Here is a 19,799-nt window from a genome sequence, read left to right on the forward strand (position 1 = left end):
TATCCCATGTCCAACAAGACCACAGGGTCCTACACGACCACAGGCCGACTTGTCATCATATCGGGCCCCAGCGGGGCGGGGAAATCGACCGTGGTGCGCCGACTGCTCGATGAATGCGATCTGCCGCTGGAAATGAGCATTTCCGCAACCACTCGCGAACCGAGGGCGGGCGAACAAGACGGTGCCGACTACTTTTTTATCTCCGACGAAGAATTCCAAAGACGCCGAAAAGCGGGCGATTTCCTCGAATGCAAAGAGGTTTTCGGGCTCGGACATTGGTACGGAACCCTCAAGAACCAAGTCGCCTCTGGTCTAAATGATGGTAAATTGGTTATTTTGGAGATCGACGTTCAGGGCGCACTAGCCATACTTGACCAAAAAGAGTTCAGCCCTATTTCCCTGTTCATCCAACCGGGAACAATGGAAGAACTCGAACACCGCTTGCGAAGTCGCGGTACCGAAACCGAACAAGCAATTACGGCACGATTGGAAACAGCGGGCCGCGAAATGTTGTTCCTACATCGTTACCAACACGAAATCATCAACGATTCGGTCGATCGAGCCGTCTCGGAAATCTGCCAAATTCTGAAAGTCCAAAAGGAAAAACAAGCATGCTCGAAGAGCTAAAAGAAGAAGAGATCGTCAACAAAGTCGGCGGCCGTTTCAAGCTGAGCACGTTGATTCAAAAGCGTTTGGTGCAATTGAATCAGGGCAGCCGAGCGCTCGTTAACGTCGACACGCACGACAAAATGTCGATCGTGTTGCAGGAAATTGTGCAAGACAAAATCGTCTTGAACATGGACAATGAAGTCCAGACGCTCGAAGAATTGACCGCAGAGGCCGATGCATCTTCGGATGGACCTGATTTGGAAGCCTCCGATCTATGATCACCGGCGGGCGAACAATCTTGCTTGCCATCGGTGGTGGTATCGCTGCTTACAAATCCGCGATCGTATGCAGTCGGCTTGTTCAATCGGGCCACGACCTTCGGGTCACGATGACGGATTCGGCTACCCATTTTGTTGGGAAGCCGACGTTTGCCGCATTGTCCGGAAAACCGGTCGCCACAGATTCATTCGGTAGCGATCACATGCCTTTGGGTGGTCATATCGAATTGAGTCAGAAGCTCGATTTAATGATCGTTGCGCCGGCAACCGCGAACCTATTGGCCAAATTCGCGACCGGTATCGCCGACGATTTGGTCAGCACACTTTATCTTCAAGTCGATTGTCCGGTGCTGATTGCCCCTGCGATGAGCTCGTCGATGTGGAGTAAACCGTCGGTCAAACGGAATATGGAAATTTTGCGAACCGACGGATGCCATTTTGTTGGCCCCGACGCGGGATGGTTGAGTTGCCGCGAAAAAGGGGAAGGACGAATGTCAGAACCCGAGGCAATTGTCGCAGCAGCGACGGCCATTTTCGACATTTGATACGTTCTTTGCCTTCACGAGACTTGCATGACACTTCATGTTTTCGGACATCGCAACCCCGATACCGATTCGATCTGCAGCGCCATCGCCTATGCGGATTTCCTAAAACAAACGACGCGGCCCGATGCGATTGCTGCTAGCTGTGGGGCGCCGAACCAACGCACCGAGTTTGCGTTAAAAAAAGCTCATCTGACTCATCCGCGGATCATCATGGATATCCGCCCCGAGCTCGTCGATGTTTGCCAACGTCAAGTCATCGCGGCGCGCCGTACCGATACGTTTCATGAAGTCTACGAAGTCATGAAGCAACACTCGCTACGCGCGATACCCGTGCTCGACGATGACGATCGGCTGATCGGAATTGTCTCCCTTCTCGATCTACTGGAATTGGTTTTTCAAGGAGGCGTTGATCCGATTCACTCACGCGAAGTCTGTAGCAACCTAACCAAAGTCGCATCGGTGCTTGGCGGTACGCTCGCTCATGCGGTCGAGCCCGACCGAACCGACGAATTCATTTTGACCGTCGGTGCGATGAGTGCGAGTGGGTTCACCAGTCGTTTGCAAGGGTTCCCAACCGAACGATTGTTAGTGGTCAGTGGCGACCGACCGACAATCCAATTGCCGGCACTTGAAATGGGTGCTCGGGCAATTGTAGTCACCGGCGGCTTTGAATTGTCGAGCGGGCTACTACAACTCGCTCAGGCTCGCGGCGTTTCAGTCATCATCAGCCCCTACGATACCGCCACGACTACCATGCGAATCAAAGCCGCACGGTTAATTGATTCAGTGATCAAGCGTGACTTCGTGTCTTTGCCCGCGAAGACCCCTATCTGCACCGCACGACAACAAATCGTCCGTTTGCCGCAGACGATTTTTCCCGTGTTGGACAACGAAAAATTGATCGGCGTGATTAGCAAGAGCGACTTGGTCAATCCACCCAAACCCGAAATCATTCTGGTCGATCATAACGAACTTTCCCAAGCGGTCCACGGAGCCGAAGATGCGGACATCGCTGAAGTGCTCGACCATCACCGACTCGGCGGCTCGCTTCGCTCGTCCGACCCCATTCGATTCACACTCGAACCCGTCGGATCAACATGCACGTTAGTCGCTCGCAAATTCCGCCAAGCTCAAATCGACCCTACGCCTTCCATGGCACTCTGTATGGCTTCGGGGATTATCAGTGATACGTTGCACCTCCGTTCGCCAACGACGACCGACGTGGATCGCGATGTCTTAGAGTGGCTTCAGCAGTTTTGCAGTGTCGAATTAGAACAATATGCGAACGAGTTCTTTGAAGTCGGTTCCGCGCTTCGCACCTGCACCCCGCGCGAGATCGTCCGCGAAGATTGCAAAGAATTTCACGAAGCCAATAGCCGGTTCTCGATTTCACAAATCGAGGAAATTGGTTTTGATCTTTTCTGGCAACGCAAAGAAGAATTAACCGCAGCACTCGAAGAATTGGCGTCGGAACACTTCCTCGATTTTTCGGCGTTATTGGTCACAAATATCGCCAGCAACGGAAGCTTGTTATTGATGAGCCACCAACCGGAAGGCTGGGACGACATCAACTACCCCGAATTGGAAAAGAATCTCTACGAGCTCGAGGAAGTGGTCAGCCGTAAAAAGCAGTTGCTGCCGCTGATCATCAGCTTGCTCGATGCAAGCCCGGTCGAAGACACTTCCACGTAAAGACATTCATGAGGCACTTGCCTTATGCTCATCCGGCATTCGCCGCGGGGAAACTACTGCTCTTTCAAATCCTCGCGCTGCCACGCTCTGACGTAATCTATTTCAAAGTCCGCGGGCAAACTTGTTGGATCCAAATTGTCGTTATCCCAACCGCCAACGACTTGATACAAGATGATGTAAGACGGAATATTCCCGACGCGATCATCCTTCCAACGGCCAACGATTTCTCCGTTGCAGTAGAACGCTAATTCCCCAGGCGTCCACAAAAAACCGGGTGTGATGAATCCTTCTTCGTCGGGTTGGACGTAGACATTACTGGTGCCGATCGACTTGTGATCTTGCTCGTAACCATCCCAATGGAATGCGATGTTGTAGCGATACGGCCCCCATCGGGTAAGGTGTTCCATGATGTCAAATTCCATCCCTCCATTGGCCGTACTTCGCCGCGCCCCCGTCGACGCTTCTGAACCTCGGTCGGGCATCATCCAAAAAGCAGGCCAAAGTCCATCATTGGTCGGCAACTTCATGCGGGCTTCGAAATACCCGTATTTCTGTTTCCATTTCCCATCGGTATCCAGATAGCCGCCAGCAAAATCAGACTCGTGTCCGGTTTTGGGATCATCATTCAACCAGCCTCTCTTTTTCTCGAAATGAAGCTTTACCAAACCGTCGCCGACCACAACGTTGTCCTTGGTCCAATGCGTCAACTCGCTCTTGCCCCACCAATTGGGACCGTAGACATTCCATTTACTCAGGTCAATCTTGGCCCCATCAAAGCTGTCTTCAAAACTTAGCTTCCAATCGCCTTCGATCGGTGGGCGTTGTCCCAACCAGGATGGCATTTGCTTAGGCTGCACAATCGCCTCGACCGAATCAATCACGATCGCGCCCGAATCAACATGTTCGATTGCGATATCCACCGATGTGACACGGTCATTGCGAAATTTCGTGCCTGTTCCTGGTTTCCCGCCATCGTGTGGTTTCGCCGGATCATACGCCATCGCCTGCCAAGCAGCCTTAGCGACAAACGAGGCCACTATCTGCTTTGTCTGACCAGACGCGATCGGCGGTGCTGTCGCAACGTCCGTGAAACCGTTGCCTTCGCTGGCAACCCGAACACTCGGAGTCACCATCGATTGGCCATTGTTACGAATGGAAACACGAACCGCCGTGGCGTTCTTCAAATTCCAGTATTTGGTCGGCGGCTTGATCGACATCCGATGCATCGCCTTGTCCCTGCCAAAGTTGACACTCAGAGCTGACTTCTCACCCGGGCCTTCTCGTTTGCATGTGACCGACTTGTCCGATGTCACTTGCTTTACGATGTCCAATTGCTGATCCGGCCCACCCATCAGATAGCCGTTGTTGGGTTCGGTATGTGCCGCAGCATATTGTGATAGGGGTCGCATGCCAGCGGTGCCGCCCGCATTCACCGACCGAATACGAAACGATTGTTGCTTCGTACTTCCATCAACAAATATCAGAAGGCGAATCACTTTACTGGAATCGAGTTGGTAGCCTGGTTGAAAACCGTATTGATACCCAAAGATCACTTTGATCGATCCCTGTTCGCCAGCAAGGATACGCTGGCTTTCCGTGTTCCATGGCTCCTTTCTCCAATCACCTTCGTTGTCGACACGAAGCTTTAGTGACAATGGCCCATCACCGGTGTTTTCAACGATCGCTTCGATGAATCCCATTTGCGATAAATCCCATACGCCTTCCTGGGGTTCAAGATAGAAACCAGGATATTTCGCATCGCCCGGAGATATCCTCACATCCAACGCATCCTCAACGAGCTTGCATTGAACCTGATCATCGTTCGATTCGATTCGCCCGTTAACCACCGAGTTGTTGATTGGAAGTAATTCCAATGACTCAGCATACGTTGCAACGCACTGAAAAATGCACAGAATACCAATAAGTTGGGCGGCAAAACGGCCATCAATGAACGGAAACATGGCGGGACTCTTCGATCGAGGGAGAGGTTCAAATCATGCCTAATAGACAAAACGGCGGGTAATTCTCAACCGACTCGGCGCACGTGAACCAGCTTCCAATTGGCTTCGCTGCGTTTTCGACAATTTCGAATTAGGAGATCATTTTAGACTGCGACGATCTCGGCGTGGGATTTTGGCCAAATCATTTTTTCAAACTGGCCATACGCTGATCCGCGTTAACTGTCGGTCACACGATCACAGAGGCCTTACCCACAGCGGCCTTACCGCCAACAGCCATGATGCGTCAAGTGAAAATTGGGTTTGCCCTGCATCGTCATGGCGATGGCGTTTGTCACGATCCCAATCGCATGTCCCCGGATGGTTAGCGAACTGGGATGGTTAGCGAACTGGGATGCGAAATTTTGCAACCAATCTGGGTAAAGGCGTTGTCTCAAGTCGTGGCCCACAACCAAGGCCATGCAAAACCCAAATATATTTTTTGCCTTCGGGCGGTTTGTGACATAGGTTTTTCATAATCGATCAATTAATTCGAACAAGACGTTCGACTTGCGAAAGACACCAGAGGGGTCAATTGCTCGCAAATTGATACATCGCGATTCGTCGCGATTTTGTTTCACCCTACCTCTCCAAGCAATCACTTCGTCATTGGCGTAGACGATCCAGCGCCAATCGGATCGATTGCAGGGAACCTAATCTATCCGATGACTTGTCACGAACTCGCAAACCGTCTCGCTTCGCTGCGGCCTGAACTGCAAGCGGTTGAAGTCGCTCGGCTCAGCCTCTTGATTCTGATTCAAGCCGAAGATGCAGGCAAACTTGACGACGATGAAGTACTGCTAAAGGCATGGAAGAACGCCAGTTTCCGGCTCGAAGCCGCCGCTGACCAACATGCGGCCGTCGCTGAAGAACTCGAACAGATGTGTTCAAGCGGCCCCGTTGCTTTCACACCCGATCAACTTTGGATCCTGCTTCGCGCGGTCAAAGTGCAAAGCCAAATCCTTGAACTCTACACCGATCAACCCGCGTTAGCATGACCGGTATCGTCGCTCATTGAAACGACAGTGACATTGGTAACAAACCTACTTCAACGCAGGTCTTATGGCGACACCACTTCAGACGCAAGGCTTTGCAACGCTTCGGCGGACTAAGATGATCCCGCGCTAAATACTGCCATACTCATTCCGCCGTTCGATGTTTCGCTCGATGTTTCGTTCGCGATGAAAATGAAGCATTTCTGGCCTGCCACAAGCCGATCGTTTTCCAATCCGCCCGCCTAATCCCTACTTCCTTCCCAATCGGATAGTCTCCAACCAATTTGATAGCTTTTCACGTAGTCCGGCAAAGAAGTCCAATGCTAGCATCGTAGGCTCGACGATAGAGACACCCGTATCACCAATAGTATTTGGTGTGCATCGAAGCGATTCGATGCAGTGACTCCCACAGCCACCCTTGGTTGATCGACCTAGCCGCACCTCCCGTGTTTCGTTTGGCCGATTGATGACGACTTTCGATTGATGGTTCACCTCGGCCCAATCGACGACCTAACCATGGTCAGGTTCGGCGGCTTGAAAATCGCATACAAAAACTTTCCGAAAACCTAAATCCATTGGAGATACCACGATGCGTCGTGCATTCATTCCTGCCTTGCTTGCTGTTGCTTTCGTCGCTAGCAGCTCGGTCAACGCCAGCGCGTTCGGCCTTTTCGACAAATTGTGTAACAACGGTTGTGATAGCTGTTGTGACGTCGAGCCTACTTGCGGTTGCGAAGCTCCCGCACCTTGCTACGAGCCAACTTGTGGCGCCGAACCATGCTGTGACAGTGGTTGTGCAGCTCCTAAGTGTGGTCTTTTCAGCAAATTGTTCCATCGCAACAGTGCATGTGACGTTTGCTGCGAACCAGAACCAACTTGCGGTTGCGAAATCGTTGAGCCTACTTGTGGCTGCGAAGTTTACGAACCAGCATGCGGTTGCGAAGCAGCTCCTTGCTGTGACGGACCTTCTTGCGGATCGAAGATCAAAGGCTTCTTCAGCAAGATGTTCAAGAAAGACGCTTGCTGCGATTCATGCTGTGCTCCAGAACCGACTTGCGGATGCGAAATCGTTGAGCCTACTTGCGGTTGCGAGCCCACTTGTGGCGCTGGTTGGTAATCCAACGGTCAGCAAGATTCATTAAAAACGGAATCCTCGGTCGCAAGTATTTGCGGCCGAGGATTTTTTTGTGGTCGCATTCTATTCTTAGTGAATCGCTGTCCGTAACAAATGCCCAACCGAGCGGCTCCGATCAGGGTCAACAAACGGCTCAATACCCGATTCCCATTCGCAACATAAACGCATCGCTAGGTTTGATGTTATCTTGAGGATTATAGCGATATTCGATTTCGCGATTCCAAACATAGCCGATTTCGATAAACGAATTTCGTCTCCCGGCACGGATGTATTCGTGTTGGCCCCATTCAAGCCCAAACATGATTCGCAAATCGTTTATGTCGACACTGTCTTCGGCACCACTCGCACGCTGAACCGTCCACGCCCCGCCACCATATTCACCGGCGACATAGCCCCAAACGTCTTGTGTCCCCACCGTCCGGCAATACTTTGAAAACTTGGGCTGTGGAAAAAAGATGTCACAGCGTGAATATGGAGTCGGCTGATATAGCAGACCACCCGCAGGCAACAATTTCACTTTATTGCGGTCCAAGTAATGGACGCCCGCTTTCAAAGTTGATGCTGGCGTTAACCGGAAACTACCGAGTGCTTTGCCCATCAATCGCAGGCTGTCGTCATTGAAAGTGTTGAAATCAGTGAACGCACCAAATCGCAACCCAAGCTCAACGCCGAAGATTTGGTTCGGATCACTCTGCCAGCCCAGATCCAAAAATCCACTGTAAGCGTTCCCGGGCAAATCGGCTCCGGTGCTCGAATCAGGTCCGTCCCACAAATGCAACGAGAACGACGGAGCGATCATCAAAGGTTGGCTTGAAAATAGAAAATTCTGCCACGCGAAAACCACCGATGTGTCAAAGTCATTGATCGAAAAATTGTCTCCCGAACCACCCGGACCAATGTAGGTGTAACGAAAACGAGGCCCCTGTAAAAAACGATACGCACTCATTGTCGCGGTATCCCAGAGGTTCATGTCGCTAAACATGCCGCCTGGGTACAGCGATGTGGGAGCGGATTGGGGGTAAGGCGAACCGGGGTAGCTTGGTTGTGAGTATGGCGATTGCGCATAAGGCGAAGTTGGATAGCTCGGCGAATACGTTGGTGCACCATACCCCGGTGTCGAATTGTAGGCCGGAGGTGGACTTGCATAGACCGGTGGCAAACCGGGAGGCGAAAGGTTTGGAGGCGGAACCGTGGTGGTCCCATACGGTGACCCATAACCGACCGGAGCACCAATCGTGCCGGGTGCGTTATAGGCGGGAGTACGTGGCGGCACCGAACCTGAAAAAATCTGCTCCACCAAACTACGGTTGTACGGAACCGTCGGAGCCGCGGTGCCAAGTGTGGCCCCAGGCGTTGGATAACTTGTCGTCGGTGGTGGCGCGGCGTAGTTCGAAGCCGGTGGCACATAGGTCGACGGCGGCGCGTTGTAAGTTGGTGATCCCGAAAACGTGGACGGCGCATTCATCCCCGGCGGTGGACCAATTGGCTGTAGATTTGTTTGCGGTACATCAAAAGCATTGCTACGAGGCGATTGCGCATGAGCATCAACCGCCATCACGAAGCCAAAACAAAGCGTCAGTAACCACATACGCCGATTCACCACGAAGCCGACGCATTGCCACATAGTGCACACTGGTTTACCAACCACTGCGTGATCTGATTCGGGAATGCAAACAGGTACCATGCTTGTACGCTCAGTCGCGTGGGCTCTTTTTCATGGGAATGGAGTGTCACAATCGTTTGCGACTCTGAACCAACTACCTCGTCAGCTGCCCGCCCGTCAAGATAAAATGGATAAAGTAGAAATATTCTCTCAAGCTTTCCGGTATCCGAGCCGACATGCTATGATCTGCCCTTCCGCCTGACCTCCGCTCCACACTTCCCCCCCAAATCTAGGCTTCCGACCATGGAAGATCTCGACGTCGCACGACTCGCCGAATACCTCCACCTGACGCCGCCTCAAGTGATCAAGATGGCAGATCGAGGAAAAGTTCCGGCACGGAAAGTGGGGGGACATTGGGTTTTTAGCGAAGCGGAAATCCATCATTGGCTTGAAGACCGGATTGGAGCAAGCGATTCACAGCAGCTCGACAAGGTCCAAGAAGTGCTCGACCGCGTCGCACCGGCCGCAGTGGATCGGCCAATTTACGAGCTTTGTACGGTCGACACGATCGCGGTTCCTCTGAACGCACGGACTCGCGGTTCGGTGATCCGTTCGATGTCCGAATTGGCTACCAAGTCCGGCTTGATGTGGGATGCGTCGGTGATGAGCGATGCCATCAGTGCCCGCGAAGAAATGCATCCCACGGCACTCGATAGCGGCGTGGCACTCTTGCACCCGCGGCGGCCCCAAACGTCGATCCTTTCCGATTCGGTGATTGCCCTTGGCGTTTGCCCGGCACCGATCCCGTTCGCTCATCGTGGCCAATTAACCGACGTTTTCTTCCTGATTTGCTCTTACGACGATACCTCTCACCTTCGTATCCTTGCCAAACTAAGCCGAATGATTGTGCAAGACGACATTTTGGGCGAACTTCGCAATTGCCAATCGGCGGGTGCAGCATGGAATTGCTTGAAACTATGTGAAGAACGCATGGATGATCACGAGTAAAGAGGGTCGCGTTTCGCTCCGCGCGAGGCGACACCCAACAAAACGGTCAAGGATGATAGACGATGAATGCAGCCGATTCACAGATTCGCACTCTACTTTGGATTGGACCTCGGCATGGCGACTCGATTCGCCCTGCCTTTGACCTTTGCGAATCGACTTGTGAACAGATTGCTTTTCGGTCGTCACTTGAAAAAGCGATGCTCCGAGTCGCATCATCGGTGGACCGAATCGTTTTCTCGCGGACCAACCGTGCCACATTCGATTGGAACGGGGCTATCAAAATCGCCACCGAACATCCTGCCGCAAGCGTGGCATGTTTGTTAGGTGAGTTGTGCGAAGGAGCCATTCATAACGAGCGATTCGCAATTGCCGATGCCAATCGTGAATTGGAAATGCAAACTGGATCACAATGTTTATTTGCCAAATGGCATCAATCCAGCTCGGTATTACCCAAATGGCTAGCTGCGAAGCCGACGATTTTGGCCCAACGAGTCACTCGACCAACGGTTGCCGTTGTCGCGACGAACTTGGCCAGTGCAGAGCCGATTCTTGACGGTTTGGCTGGTTGCGGAACACCCACGATGTGGGTGCGAAAGCCAAATGCGTATCAACTAAGAAACGTTGGACGAGTGATTTGGGACGACTCATTCGCCACCGCCACAACGGCGAAAAAATGGCATAATCGAATCTCGGCGATGGATCTATTGCCAGGGGCCAGTCACGCGTGGATGGTAAACTGTCCGCAAACGCACCAGATCGCTGCGGCTCGGCAAGGCGGCATCGAGCGAATCGTAAGTAAACCAAGCCCGATCGAGGCGATCGAGCAATGGGTTAGTATAGAAAAGCAATCGGAAGCAAGCGTGCCAGCAAAAATGGCAGCCTAGTTGGTGTCCAGGCTTCAGCCGCCCGTGCATTGAAAAAATCGCAAAAGGCTACACACCAGCGCTAGCCGCCCGTGAGCAACTAAAACTCCCTCCAACATCCCTCCGAGATTTCTATATAATTTCTCCCTAACAAACTTCTCTCTACTTCGTTGGCCTCATTGAAACCGTCGTTCTACTCCCTATTCCCATAGTCACGCATCATGTCGGACGCCGCACGCGAAGATTGGCCGCCGGAAACGGTACACCAGCTAGTCGATCGTTATGAGCGGCCATTACTGGCGTACGCCAGCCGAATGCTTAGTGGGGATTGGCAAGGAGCTCAGGACGCGGTGCAGGAAACGTTCCTGCGCCTGTGCCGCGAAGATCGCCCAAAAATCGAACATCGCGTCGCAGCTTGGCTCTTTTCTGTTTGTCGAAGCCGAGTGATTGATATGAAACGCACAACCCATACGACGCCCATCGATGCGTCGACCGTTTCGGTTGCCGACCCTGCTCCGGACGCGTCCGAAGTAGCCAGCGATGCGGAACAAAAGGACCAACTTGCCGCGATGGTCGACTCGCTATCGCCGCGACAACAAGAAGTTTTGAGGCTGCGGATGCAAGCGGGGCTGAGCTACCGCGAAATTGCCGACGTGACAGGGATGACCGTCAGCAATGTCGGTTTCCATTTGCACGAAGCGGTCCGCAACCTGCGCGATTCACTTGCCATGTCGTAACGCAAAACTGCGTCTATCCACAAGCAAGCGAAGCAACCATACCCCCATCTTTATCGAGTCCTAAAATGTCTGAATCCTTATGGAACGATCCGCGGATCACCGCCTACGTCCTTGGCGAACTTGACGAAACCGAACGATCCAAATTCGAAAACGAAATTCATGACAACCCGGCACTTGCCGCTGCTGTCCAAGAAGCTCGCGAATTGACCAACAAACTCGGCAACTTCTATTCCGCCGAATCAACTCCGCCACTCGATGCACACCGACGCGAACAAATCATCTCTGCTGAGTCGCCCCAGCCCGCTACAACCCAGCCTGCTACAACCCAGCCTGCTACAACCCAGCCTGCTACAACCCAGCCTGCTACAACCCAGCCCGCTACACAACCAAACCGTTCTTGGTATTCACCGAGCGTCTTGAAATTGGTCACCGCAGCATGCGTCATGTTCTTGCTACTCGGCGTCGTCGCACCAAAGATCCAACACTCATTGACCAACCAGCAGGTGGCGATGCAGAAAACCGAATCCGCGGTTTCGATCAGTTCCGAAAGACAACAAGACGGCGCTGCGGCCGATGACTTACCGGCCGCTGTCGAACTCGCAATTAACGACGAGAGAGCCTCCGAATCCGAAACGCACGAAGCGGTGATGGACCAACCGTTCGAATCAGGACCTGCGCCGAAGCCGCTAAGTCAAAAAAAGACCAACCTCCAGCTAAACGTCACGCCTAGGATCATTATCGAGGAACAAGAGGAAACTGCCCAAACGGGCTTTAAGCCCTTGGATAGATCCTCGCTAGAGCAGAACCGAAGGCGAATCGAGCGCAGCCAGCTACTCGAAACCGATTCTGCGGCTGCCACCCCGCCCGCGATCAAGGTCGTCAAGCGTGAAGACAAGACGATGGATGAAGGCAAAGGAATTGGAAACAAGCCCGCCTCCAGCTTTGCGTACGAACCGCAACAACGTGCCGCCCCCATGTTGAGCAAGTCACTTTCCGTCCAAAGCCAACCTGCGGCCCCAGCCGGTGACATGATGGGAATGGGCGGCATGGAAATGGGCATGGGATACGGTGGCGGCATCGGATCCGGTGGTGTGGACATGGAAATGGGCGACAAGGACATGGGCATGATGGGCGGCATGGACATGGAAATGGGCGGCATGGGCATGGAAATGGAAATGGGCGGCATGGACATGGGCATGGACGCAATGATGGGCTCGGGCGGCATGGGCATGGGCGGCATGATGGGCGGCCGCGACGATTCCGGCCCTATGATGATGGGCGGAACCAATCTTATGTACGAGTTACCGATCGACGACGGCCGTGGCCCAGGGATCGCCGGTGACCGCTTCGATGTGATCGAAGACAACGCCTTCAAACGAGTTTCCGAGCATCCGATGAGCACGTTTTCGATCGATGTGGACACCGCCAGCTACAGCAAGGTGCGTGACTACTTGATCCGAGCCAATTCACTTCCGCGACCCGATGCAGTACGAATCGAAGAACTCGTTAACTACTTTACCTACGATTACGAACCGCCTAAACCCGATGCCCAACATCCCTTCGCGGCTCGCGCGGTGATCACCCAATGTCCTTGGAATCCCGATCATCGATTGGCACGAATCGCACTGAAAGGAAAAGTGGTCGAGCAAGCTCAGCGGCCCCAATGCAACTTGGTCTTCTTAATCGACACCAGTGGGTCGATGAACGCAACGAACAAGTTACCGTTGGTTCAAAAAGGGATGAAGATGCTTCTCAAAGAACTTAATCCGAACGACCGTGTCGCCATCGTTGTCTATGCTGGATCGGCCGGCTTGGTGCTCGATTCGACGAAGGTCAAAAACGGAAAGAAGATTCGCAAAGCACTCACTCAGCTTTCCGCAGGCGGCAGCACCAATGGTGGACAAGGAATTGCACTGGCCTACCAATCCGCTCGCGACAATTTCATCAAAGACGGCGTCAACCGCGTGATCCTTTGCAGTGACGGCGACTTCAATGTCGGCACAACGGGAACCGACGCATTGGTTCGCATGGTGGAAAAGGAATCAAAGGGAGGCGTCTTTTTGTCGGTCCTCGGTTTCGGAATGGGAAACCATAACGATGCGATGCTCGAACAAATCAGTGGCAAGGGGAACGGCAACTATGCGTTTATCGATAACGAAGACGAAGCCGAAAAGGTACTCGTTGAACAAGCCAACGGAACGTTGGTGACGATCGCAAAGGATGTGAAACTGCAAATCGAATTCAATCCAACCAAAGTCGGGTCCTACCGCTTGATCGGATATGAAAATCGTGTACTAGCGAAAGAGGATTTCAACGACGACACGAAAGACGCAGGCGAGATCGGCGCAGGCCATACCGTGACGGCTCTCTACGAGATCGTCCCCTCGGGAGTCGAACCCGACGCAGCAAAGCCAAAGGTTGATTCGTTGAAATACCAAACCGAGCAATCGCCGACCGAAGCAGCACAATCGGGCGAAACGATGACAATGAAACTCCGTTACAAACAACCCGATGCGGACGAAAGCACGTTAGTGGAATTCCCCGTGTCCGACGATGGAAAATCGTTTAACAAAGCGGACGTCGACACGAAATTTGCCGCCGCCGTGGCTGGCTTTGGCATGCAACTCAGGCGGAGCGAATACCGGGGCAATTGGACCTTGAGCGATGTGATTCGAGTTGCCGAAAGTGCCAAAGGTACCGACCCAGGTGAACTGCGAGCCGAATTCGTTGAATTGGCCCAAAAGGCCAGCATGTTGATGGGCGAAGAGTAGAGCTCGTCGAAAACCGATGCGGCCAAAGCCTGAACACCAGCGCTGCTCTTAGGAGGCTAGCGCTGGTGTCTAGCCGTTAGGCGATTTTTTCAATGCACGGACGGCTAAAGCCTGGACACCAACGTTGCGCTTGGATCACTAACGCTGGTGTCTAGCCTTTAGGCGATTTGTCAGGCGTCGGGCGGCTTAAGCCTGGACACCAGCGTCCCGGTTACCTACTCCCGATCCGCGTGTTGTTATCACGCACGCTATGCCGATAGTAGGTTTCCAAACAAAGCGTTGCCATCGAAGTCGTATAGACCGATCCTCCGTAGCCGCCCCAAACGCTATTGGTCGGCCAACGTCCATCGGACAACTGCGTCGATAACAATCGCTGCTGCAGAGCCTCATTCCACTGGCTCCAAGCATCGTCCTGTAATTGATGCAGAGCCAAGGTAGCGTAATACCAATAGTAATAATTATCTTGTCCCGCACCCGGTTTCTGCTGCAACAAGTATTGCTCCGCCTCCCCCACCGCCGCCGGTGAAACCGTTTGACCGATCAACAATCGCGTCGCCAAGGCTTCGGCCGTCATTGTTCGGCTGGGTGCTTCACCCGGTCGGTAACAAGCCAATCCACCTGAGCGTCCCAAGCGGACGGAATCCAAAAAGCGTTCGATCCCTCGTACTGACTGAGTTCCCGGTGGCACTCCCGCGCGGGCTCCCGCGTCCATCACCATCGCTTGCCATCCCAATTGACTCAGGTCGCCGGTGTCGCCCACGGTATAGCGCCATCCGCCACTGCTCGGATGCTGCATCCGCCGTGAGTAGTTCATTGCACGGCGTGCCGACTCAACGGCGGATGGATCGTGCGTGATCGCAGCTGCTTCGCACATTGCCAGCGCCGCCATCCCGTGACTGTAGGTCGATTCATAAACTGTCGCGTTACCGGCCAGCGATCCATCGGCTTTTTGCTGGCCGATCATATACGCCAACCCCTTGTAAACGTTATCGGCATAGTCGCCGTTTTGGTGAGTGTTACCGGCCCCCATCATCGTCAAAAGTGCTAAACCGGTGATCGCCGTTTCGCATCGTTTTCCTGCACCAGGCCGCGCCATACCGAGCGGGTTGCGTTCGATTCCCGCGCCACTAGCAGCCGGACTCCATGAACCGTCGGGACGTTGATTTTGGGCCAAAAACCGAAGCGCCGCAGCCACTGCGGCTTCGGTTCGTAACGAGCCGCCTGTTTGGATCAACGCTTCCGTTTTCGCTTGTCCAACACGGTTAGCAAAATCGTTCTCCATTTGACCAACAACCGTCGCTGGACGAACCGGCGGAGTCGCGGTCGGTTCCGGGCGAGGCGTACTTCGTGCCGACGCAACCTGAGCCTCCACTGCCGCAGGTTCCACTGCCTGAGCCTCCACTGCCTGAGCCTCCACTGCCGCAGGCTCGATCGTGGCGGGTTGCATGAGCTTCGCAAAATCCGCATCGAGACTACTAAACAAATCTTCGACAGCTACCGAATCGGTCGCCACCAACGATGCGGGAACGTCCGCTGCCGGTTCCGCTTCCACCGTCGATTCGGCATCCGGTTGCCCATTCGGCTCTTCGAATTCCGCGGGCAATATTTCTTCTGCAGGCAATATTGCTTCCGCGGGCAATATTTCTTCCGCTGGCAATGTTTCGGTGAACGATGGCGATTCGAGAAGATCGGCGATCGCTGCAAGGGGCAATGGCGCCATTTCGGATTCAGCCGAAGAGGCTGCAAAATCCTCGATCTGCATGTCGGGGTCGAACGTGGAAAACGCGACTTCGTCGATTCCAATCGCTTCATCCCCATCCGGGTCACTTTTCGCTGCGCCACCAGACGGCTTTGCCAGCATCGGAATCAGAAAAACCAAGGCCAAATGCAAGGCTACCGACAAGAACAAACAGACCACGCCCGCTTGGCGTCCCTGTTTTCGACCGCGACGGAATAACCATATCGTCACAAGCAGTAGCGCAACGGCGATTGCCGCGACGGAGTAGACCAAACGAGGGTCAGCCCACATTGACGTTTTCAAGGTTAAATTCGCGAAGAGTTTGGCATGCGAAATCAATTCGTACTCACTGTTATCGCTTACCTTCGGGCACTTTTGGCTGATAACCCAACTTGTTCCACGCCACTACTTCGAACCGCGTGTAACACTTCGGCGACACGCTGGAACGAACTTTCGCCGTCACCACGAACAGCAACTTTCAGTGCGGGATAGTTGGCGTGTTGTTGGCCCAATGTTTGCTTGAGGAGTTCGATGGAAACCGGTTGATCGTCAAGCGTGATCGTGCCCTCGTTGTCAACCACGACGACTCGTTCATCCGGCGTTCGCGTGATCGATCGTAATTCTCCGACCGAGGGCACGTTCACATTGATTCGGCTTTCTGCTTCACTAAATTTACTGCCAACCATAAAAAAGATAACCAACAAAAAAACAACATCAATCATCGGTGTCAAATTGATGGTTGCGTCTTCGGATCGTTCGCGTTGAATTGCCATGAGAAAACACGGGAAAAGAGGAGAGGGTCGCTTTTCGCTCCGCGAAAGCTATTTTTGGAGGGCGTACTTTCAATGAGCGAAAGGCGACATTGATTTTGCTACGCAGCTCTTCGTTTCTTTGTGGTCGTCCGTTGAGAATTGTTGTTTTCAAGGCCCTCGGCTGAAATACAATCGATGACGCGTTGACACAATTTGTCAATCTCGCCGAGATAACGATCCGATTTGCTGCTGAAATACATGTACGCCAAATAGGCGGGAATGGCGACGGTCAACCCACCCGCGGTCGTCATCAATGCAACGCTAATTCCGGATGCCAACATCTCCGGTCGACCAATCGATTCTTGACTGCTAATTGTCTCAAACGCCTGGATCATTCCAAGAACCGTACCGAGCAACCCAATCAGTGGTGCCACATTACTGATCGCGTGAAACACTCGCACAAACCGGCGCAGCCCATCGGCCACACGGTCACCTGCGTCCATCACCGCTTGCTCGATCTCGAACATTGGACGTCCCCAACGACGGATCGCTGCTTGAAAGACCTCGGCCACGGGACAATCAAATTCTTCGCAAAGCTCGGTCGCCTCTTCGTAACTGAGTTGGCCGTCTTCAACACATTCGGTAAACCGGCGCACAAACGGACGTGGGATCACTCGGCCTCGGCGTAACGCCACCAATCGCTCAATCGAAAGGGAAAAAACGATCAGCGAACAAATCGCTAGCGGCAGCATTAACCAACCACCTTCGGCAATCTTTGCGATCGCCGACGGGATTTGCCAACCTGCTTCCTCTGGTTCCGGTTCTGGCTCGGAGCTGCCACTTTCGGCAATGATCGCGGAGGCTGGAATCGCAGGTATTCCCGAGTCAAATCGTGGCGGAGCGGGTTGGTAGGTACCCTGCTGCGGCTGAAGCGTGTTTTGGTTACTACGGTTTGGTTGTGGATATTGAGCCGATGCATTATCCAAATGCACCATCAAGGAAATCGCACCAATCGCCAATACGACCGCAGGCAATAGTCGCGACATCAAGCCGGCAGTATGAGCTCGGTTAAGGCCCGTTTGCTGCGGAAAAGCGGTGCGAGAAGCCGCTGTCTTCGCAAAGCGAAAGGCGACATTCGGCGATTTTGTTTTGTTCGATTCAATCATCGTCGTAGCGTTTTGTTTGAATTCGTTTCACCTGAATTCGATAAAGCGGCCAACCGGCGACTCGCCAGCGGTGCATACTGGCACTCGCCGTGACGGCTCATTAATGTCGAATAACATACTGCGGCGTCCCGTGTCCTCCCCAATTGTTCAAAAGATTTTCCGGCCTGCAGCAGCGCTGCCGCTGCCCATTCACACTTGGGGTCCATTCCCGCGACACTGCGGTAAGCCTCGATCGCTTCGGAAAACCGTTCCTGTAAGTAGAACGTCTCGCCAATCATCCATTGGGCCCGTCCGCGAAGCGCGGCATCGGTTTGGCTACTGCGGACAACCGATTCCAATTCGCCCCGTGCCTGGTCAAATCGCAATCGACGAACCGCTAGCTCCGCTGCTAGCATCGCGACGAGCGAACTGCGGTACCCGTTATTTTCAGCCGCTGCTTTTGCCGCGTCGATTCGTCGTGCCGCCAAGTCGACTTCGCCGAGCGAGCTCTCGGTTTCGGCACATCGCAGCAAAGTCGCAAAATCGGTCACCTTTTCGGTATCGACCAAATGCGTCCACCAACGGTGAGCCTCTTCGCGGCGACCGCTTTGCATCAATGCCTCGGCAAACAATCGCTCCATCGCAACCGTTCGCGACGGATCGTCGGAATCGGGCGAAGTCGATCCCGACGCGAGAGCGAGCATCGTCCAATGCTGGTGACGTCCCACCCATCGGCAAGCCGCTTCACGAGCCGCCGCACTCAGAGTGACTTGTTCAGGAGGAGCCAAAAAGAAGGTTACCAACCGTTCGGCATCCGCAGCCGAAGACAATTGATCAAGTAGATCGGCCGTGACTTGGCCAGTGGTATCGAGATGTCCCAAATGCAATTGGCAACGATCCCACACATCCGAATTCGACTCTGTCGCAGCAATTCGCATCGCCATTGCGACCAAATGAACATCGTCCGTGGCGTTTTGCCCAAGCACCCATCGCCGTACACTCGCCGGAATCTCGTCGATCGCCGCCCCAACGTAGTCCTTTGCAACCTCCGCCGCCGGTTTCGATTTTGCCCATCGGGTGACAAGGTCATCAACGATTTTACTGCGCAACAACGCGGCATTCTGGTCATCGCTGACCCGTTTCAAACAAGCGGCACCCATTTGTAATGCCAATGGCGCATCGGGATGCTGCGGAAAGGTATCGACAAAATCGACCATTCCTCGAGCCGCTTCGATAGGTCGATCGCCGATCATGGCCGCCGACCACGCTGCACCGAGCATCGCTTCGGCGCGTTGATTCCCCACGGCATGAATCGCCGCCAACGAATACGCAGGATAAGCGGTCGCAGCGTCACCTTTGGGTAGGCAATGGCCGCCAATTTTTAAACAAATCAACACAGCTTGGTTTCGTTGGGCGTCGGTCACGATTCCCGGATCGGCGAGTGCTTTTTGCACCGCCCCGAGCGCCTCCGCATCACTGGGAATTTGAACAAACCACGATGCTGCGACCAACCGAATAATCACCGCTGACGTGGGGGGAAGCGACGCTGCGGCAGGTCGATCGAGTGCCGCACACGAGCGACGGAAGAACTCGTTTGCCCCATCCAATTTGCCAGATTCTTTGAGCGAATTAGCGATTTGTGCCAACGGAATGGAAAGTTCAGCCCCCTCCGGGGGGGCGTCGTCAAGCGAACGAGCCAAGGAGATCGCCTCCTCGATCTGGCCCCCAGCGATCGATCGGTTCAGTTTGGCCAAACGAGTGGACAAATCAGAAGTGCCCTGGGCGTGCGCAGCGCCACTCACAGCCACGATCGCAAAGGCGAGCAGCAGTCTGAAAATCGCTGGAATCCTCAGGGATTCACGCATAAAGTTGCTTCCTGCTCCCTCGTACATCCTGATCCGAATCTTGCTGCCAACTTTGACCATGCCCCC

At 53.7% G+C, this 19,799-nt stretch carries 15 protein-coding genes; 9 read left to right on the plus strand and 6 right to left on the minus strand.

The features are described from left to right. The first annotated feature begins 6 nt into the window (after positions 1–6). Genes gmk through CA13_RS06825 form a run of 4 tightly spaced genes read left to right on the plus strand, consistent with a single transcriptional unit; the run spans position 7 to position 3,124 of the window. On the plus strand, positions 7–627 hold the full coding sequence (gene gmk, locus CA13_RS06810) for a guanylate kinase (RefSeq protein ID WP_146395186.1): 621 nt from the start codon (positions 7–9) through the stop codon (positions 625–627). Beyond that, positions 612–887, plus strand: a complete 276-nt coding sequence (locus CA13_RS06815; protein ID WP_146395187.1) for a DNA-directed RNA polymerase subunit omega — start codon at positions 612–614, stop codon at positions 885–887. The genes gmk and CA13_RS06815 overlap by 16 nt, the downstream gene beginning before the upstream one ends. Beyond that, positions 884–1,432 (plus strand): flavoprotein, encoded by a 549-nt coding sequence (locus CA13_RS06820; RefSeq protein ID WP_146395188.1) that lies wholly within the window; start codon positions 884–886, stop codon positions 1,430–1,432. The genes CA13_RS06815 and CA13_RS06820 overlap by 4 nt, the downstream gene beginning before the upstream one ends. Positions 1,433–1,459: 27 nt before the next feature. Beyond that, positions 1,460–3,124, plus strand: coding sequence for a putative manganese-dependent inorganic diphosphatase (locus CA13_RS06825; RefSeq protein ID WP_146395189.1), 1,665 nt, complete (start codon positions 1,460–1,462; stop codon positions 3,122–3,124). 53 nt (positions 3,125–3,177) lie between these two features. On the opposite strand, the gene CA13_RS06830 is transcribed toward CA13_RS06825, so the two are convergent. After that, positions 3,178–5,085 carry a glycoside hydrolase family 16 protein gene (locus CA13_RS06830; RefSeq protein ID WP_146395190.1) on the minus strand — a complete coding sequence of 636 codons (1,908 nt, stop codon included), beginning with the start codon at positions 5,083–5,085 and terminating at the stop codon, positions 3,178–3,180. 701 nt (positions 5,086–5,786) lie between these two features. Between CA13_RS06830 and CA13_RS06835 the strand changes: the two genes are divergently transcribed. Beyond that, positions 5,787–6,119 carry a hypothetical protein gene (locus CA13_RS06835; RefSeq protein WP_146395191.1) on the plus strand — a complete coding sequence of 111 codons (333 nt, stop codon included), beginning with the start codon at positions 5,787–5,789 and terminating at the stop codon, positions 6,117–6,119. Positions 6,120–7,384: 1,265 nt separating this feature from the next. Here CA13_RS06835 and CA13_RS06845 read toward each other — a convergent pair. Beyond that, positions 7,385–8,839, minus strand: coding sequence for a hypothetical protein (locus CA13_RS06845; protein WP_419194020.1), 1,455 nt, complete (start codon positions 8,837–8,839; stop codon positions 7,385–7,387). A gap of 318 nt (positions 8,840–9,157) precedes the next feature. Here CA13_RS06845 and CA13_RS06850 point away from each other — a divergent pair, with 318 nt between their 5' ends. The 4 genes from CA13_RS06850 to CA13_RS06865 all read left to right on the plus strand — a co-directional run bounded on the left by CA13_RS06850 (position 9,158) and on the right by CA13_RS06865 (position 14,233). Next, positions 9,158–9,862, plus strand: a complete 705-nt coding sequence (locus CA13_RS06850) for a PTS sugar transporter subunit IIA (protein WP_146395193.1) — start codon at positions 9,158–9,160, stop codon at positions 9,860–9,862. Positions 9,863–9,924: 62 nt separating this feature from the next. Beyond that, on the plus strand, positions 9,925–10,746 hold the full coding sequence (locus CA13_RS06855) for a hypothetical protein (protein WP_146395194.1): 822 nt from the start codon (positions 9,925–9,927) through the stop codon (positions 10,744–10,746). A 200-nt stretch (positions 10,747–10,946) separates the two neighbouring features. Beyond that, the gene (locus CA13_RS06860; RefSeq protein ID WP_146395195.1) at positions 10,947–11,462 is read left to right on the plus strand and encodes an RNA polymerase sigma factor; all 516 of its coding nucleotides are present in this window, start codon (positions 10,947–10,949) and stop codon (positions 11,460–11,462) included. 65 nt (positions 11,463–11,527) lie between these two features. Then, complete coding sequence (locus tag CA13_RS06865) at positions 11,528–14,233, plus strand: YfbK domain-containing protein (RefSeq protein WP_146395196.1); 2,706 nt, start codon at positions 11,528–11,530, stop codon at positions 14,231–14,233. Positions 14,234–14,444: 211 nt separating this feature from the next. Here the strand turns inward: CA13_RS06865 and CA13_RS06870 are convergent, their stop codons facing one another. The 4 genes from CA13_RS06870 to CA13_RS06885 all read right to left on the minus strand — a co-directional run bounded on the left by CA13_RS06870 (position 14,445) and on the right by CA13_RS06885 (position 19,733). Next, positions 14,445–16,274, minus strand: coding sequence for a prenyltransferase/squalene oxidase repeat-containing protein (locus CA13_RS06870; protein ID WP_146395197.1), 1,830 nt, complete (start codon positions 16,272–16,274; stop codon positions 14,445–14,447). Between the two features lie 56 nt (positions 16,275–16,330). Further along, the gene (locus tag CA13_RS06875; RefSeq protein WP_146395198.1) at positions 16,331–16,744 is read right to left on the minus strand and encodes an ExbD/TolR family protein; all 414 of its coding nucleotides are present in this window, start codon (positions 16,742–16,744) and stop codon (positions 16,331–16,333) included. 98 nt (positions 16,745–16,842) lie between these two features. Next, a complete protein-coding gene (locus tag CA13_RS06880) occupies positions 16,843–17,769 on the minus strand; it encodes a MotA/TolQ/ExbB proton channel family protein (RefSeq protein WP_419195091.1) in 927 nt (308 codons plus the stop codon). Positions 17,770–17,885: 116 nt separating this feature from the next. Then, complete coding sequence (locus CA13_RS06885) at positions 17,886–19,733, minus strand: tetratricopeptide repeat protein (RefSeq protein ID WP_146395200.1); 1,848 nt, start codon at positions 19,731–19,733, stop codon at positions 17,886–17,888. Positions 19,734–19,799 lie beyond the last annotated feature (66 nt).

The sequence above is a fragment of the Novipirellula herctigrandis genome (assembly GCA_007859835.1).
Lineage (GTDB): Bacteria > Planctomycetota > Planctomycetia > Pirellulales > Pirellulaceae > Novipirellula_A > Novipirellula_A herctigrandis.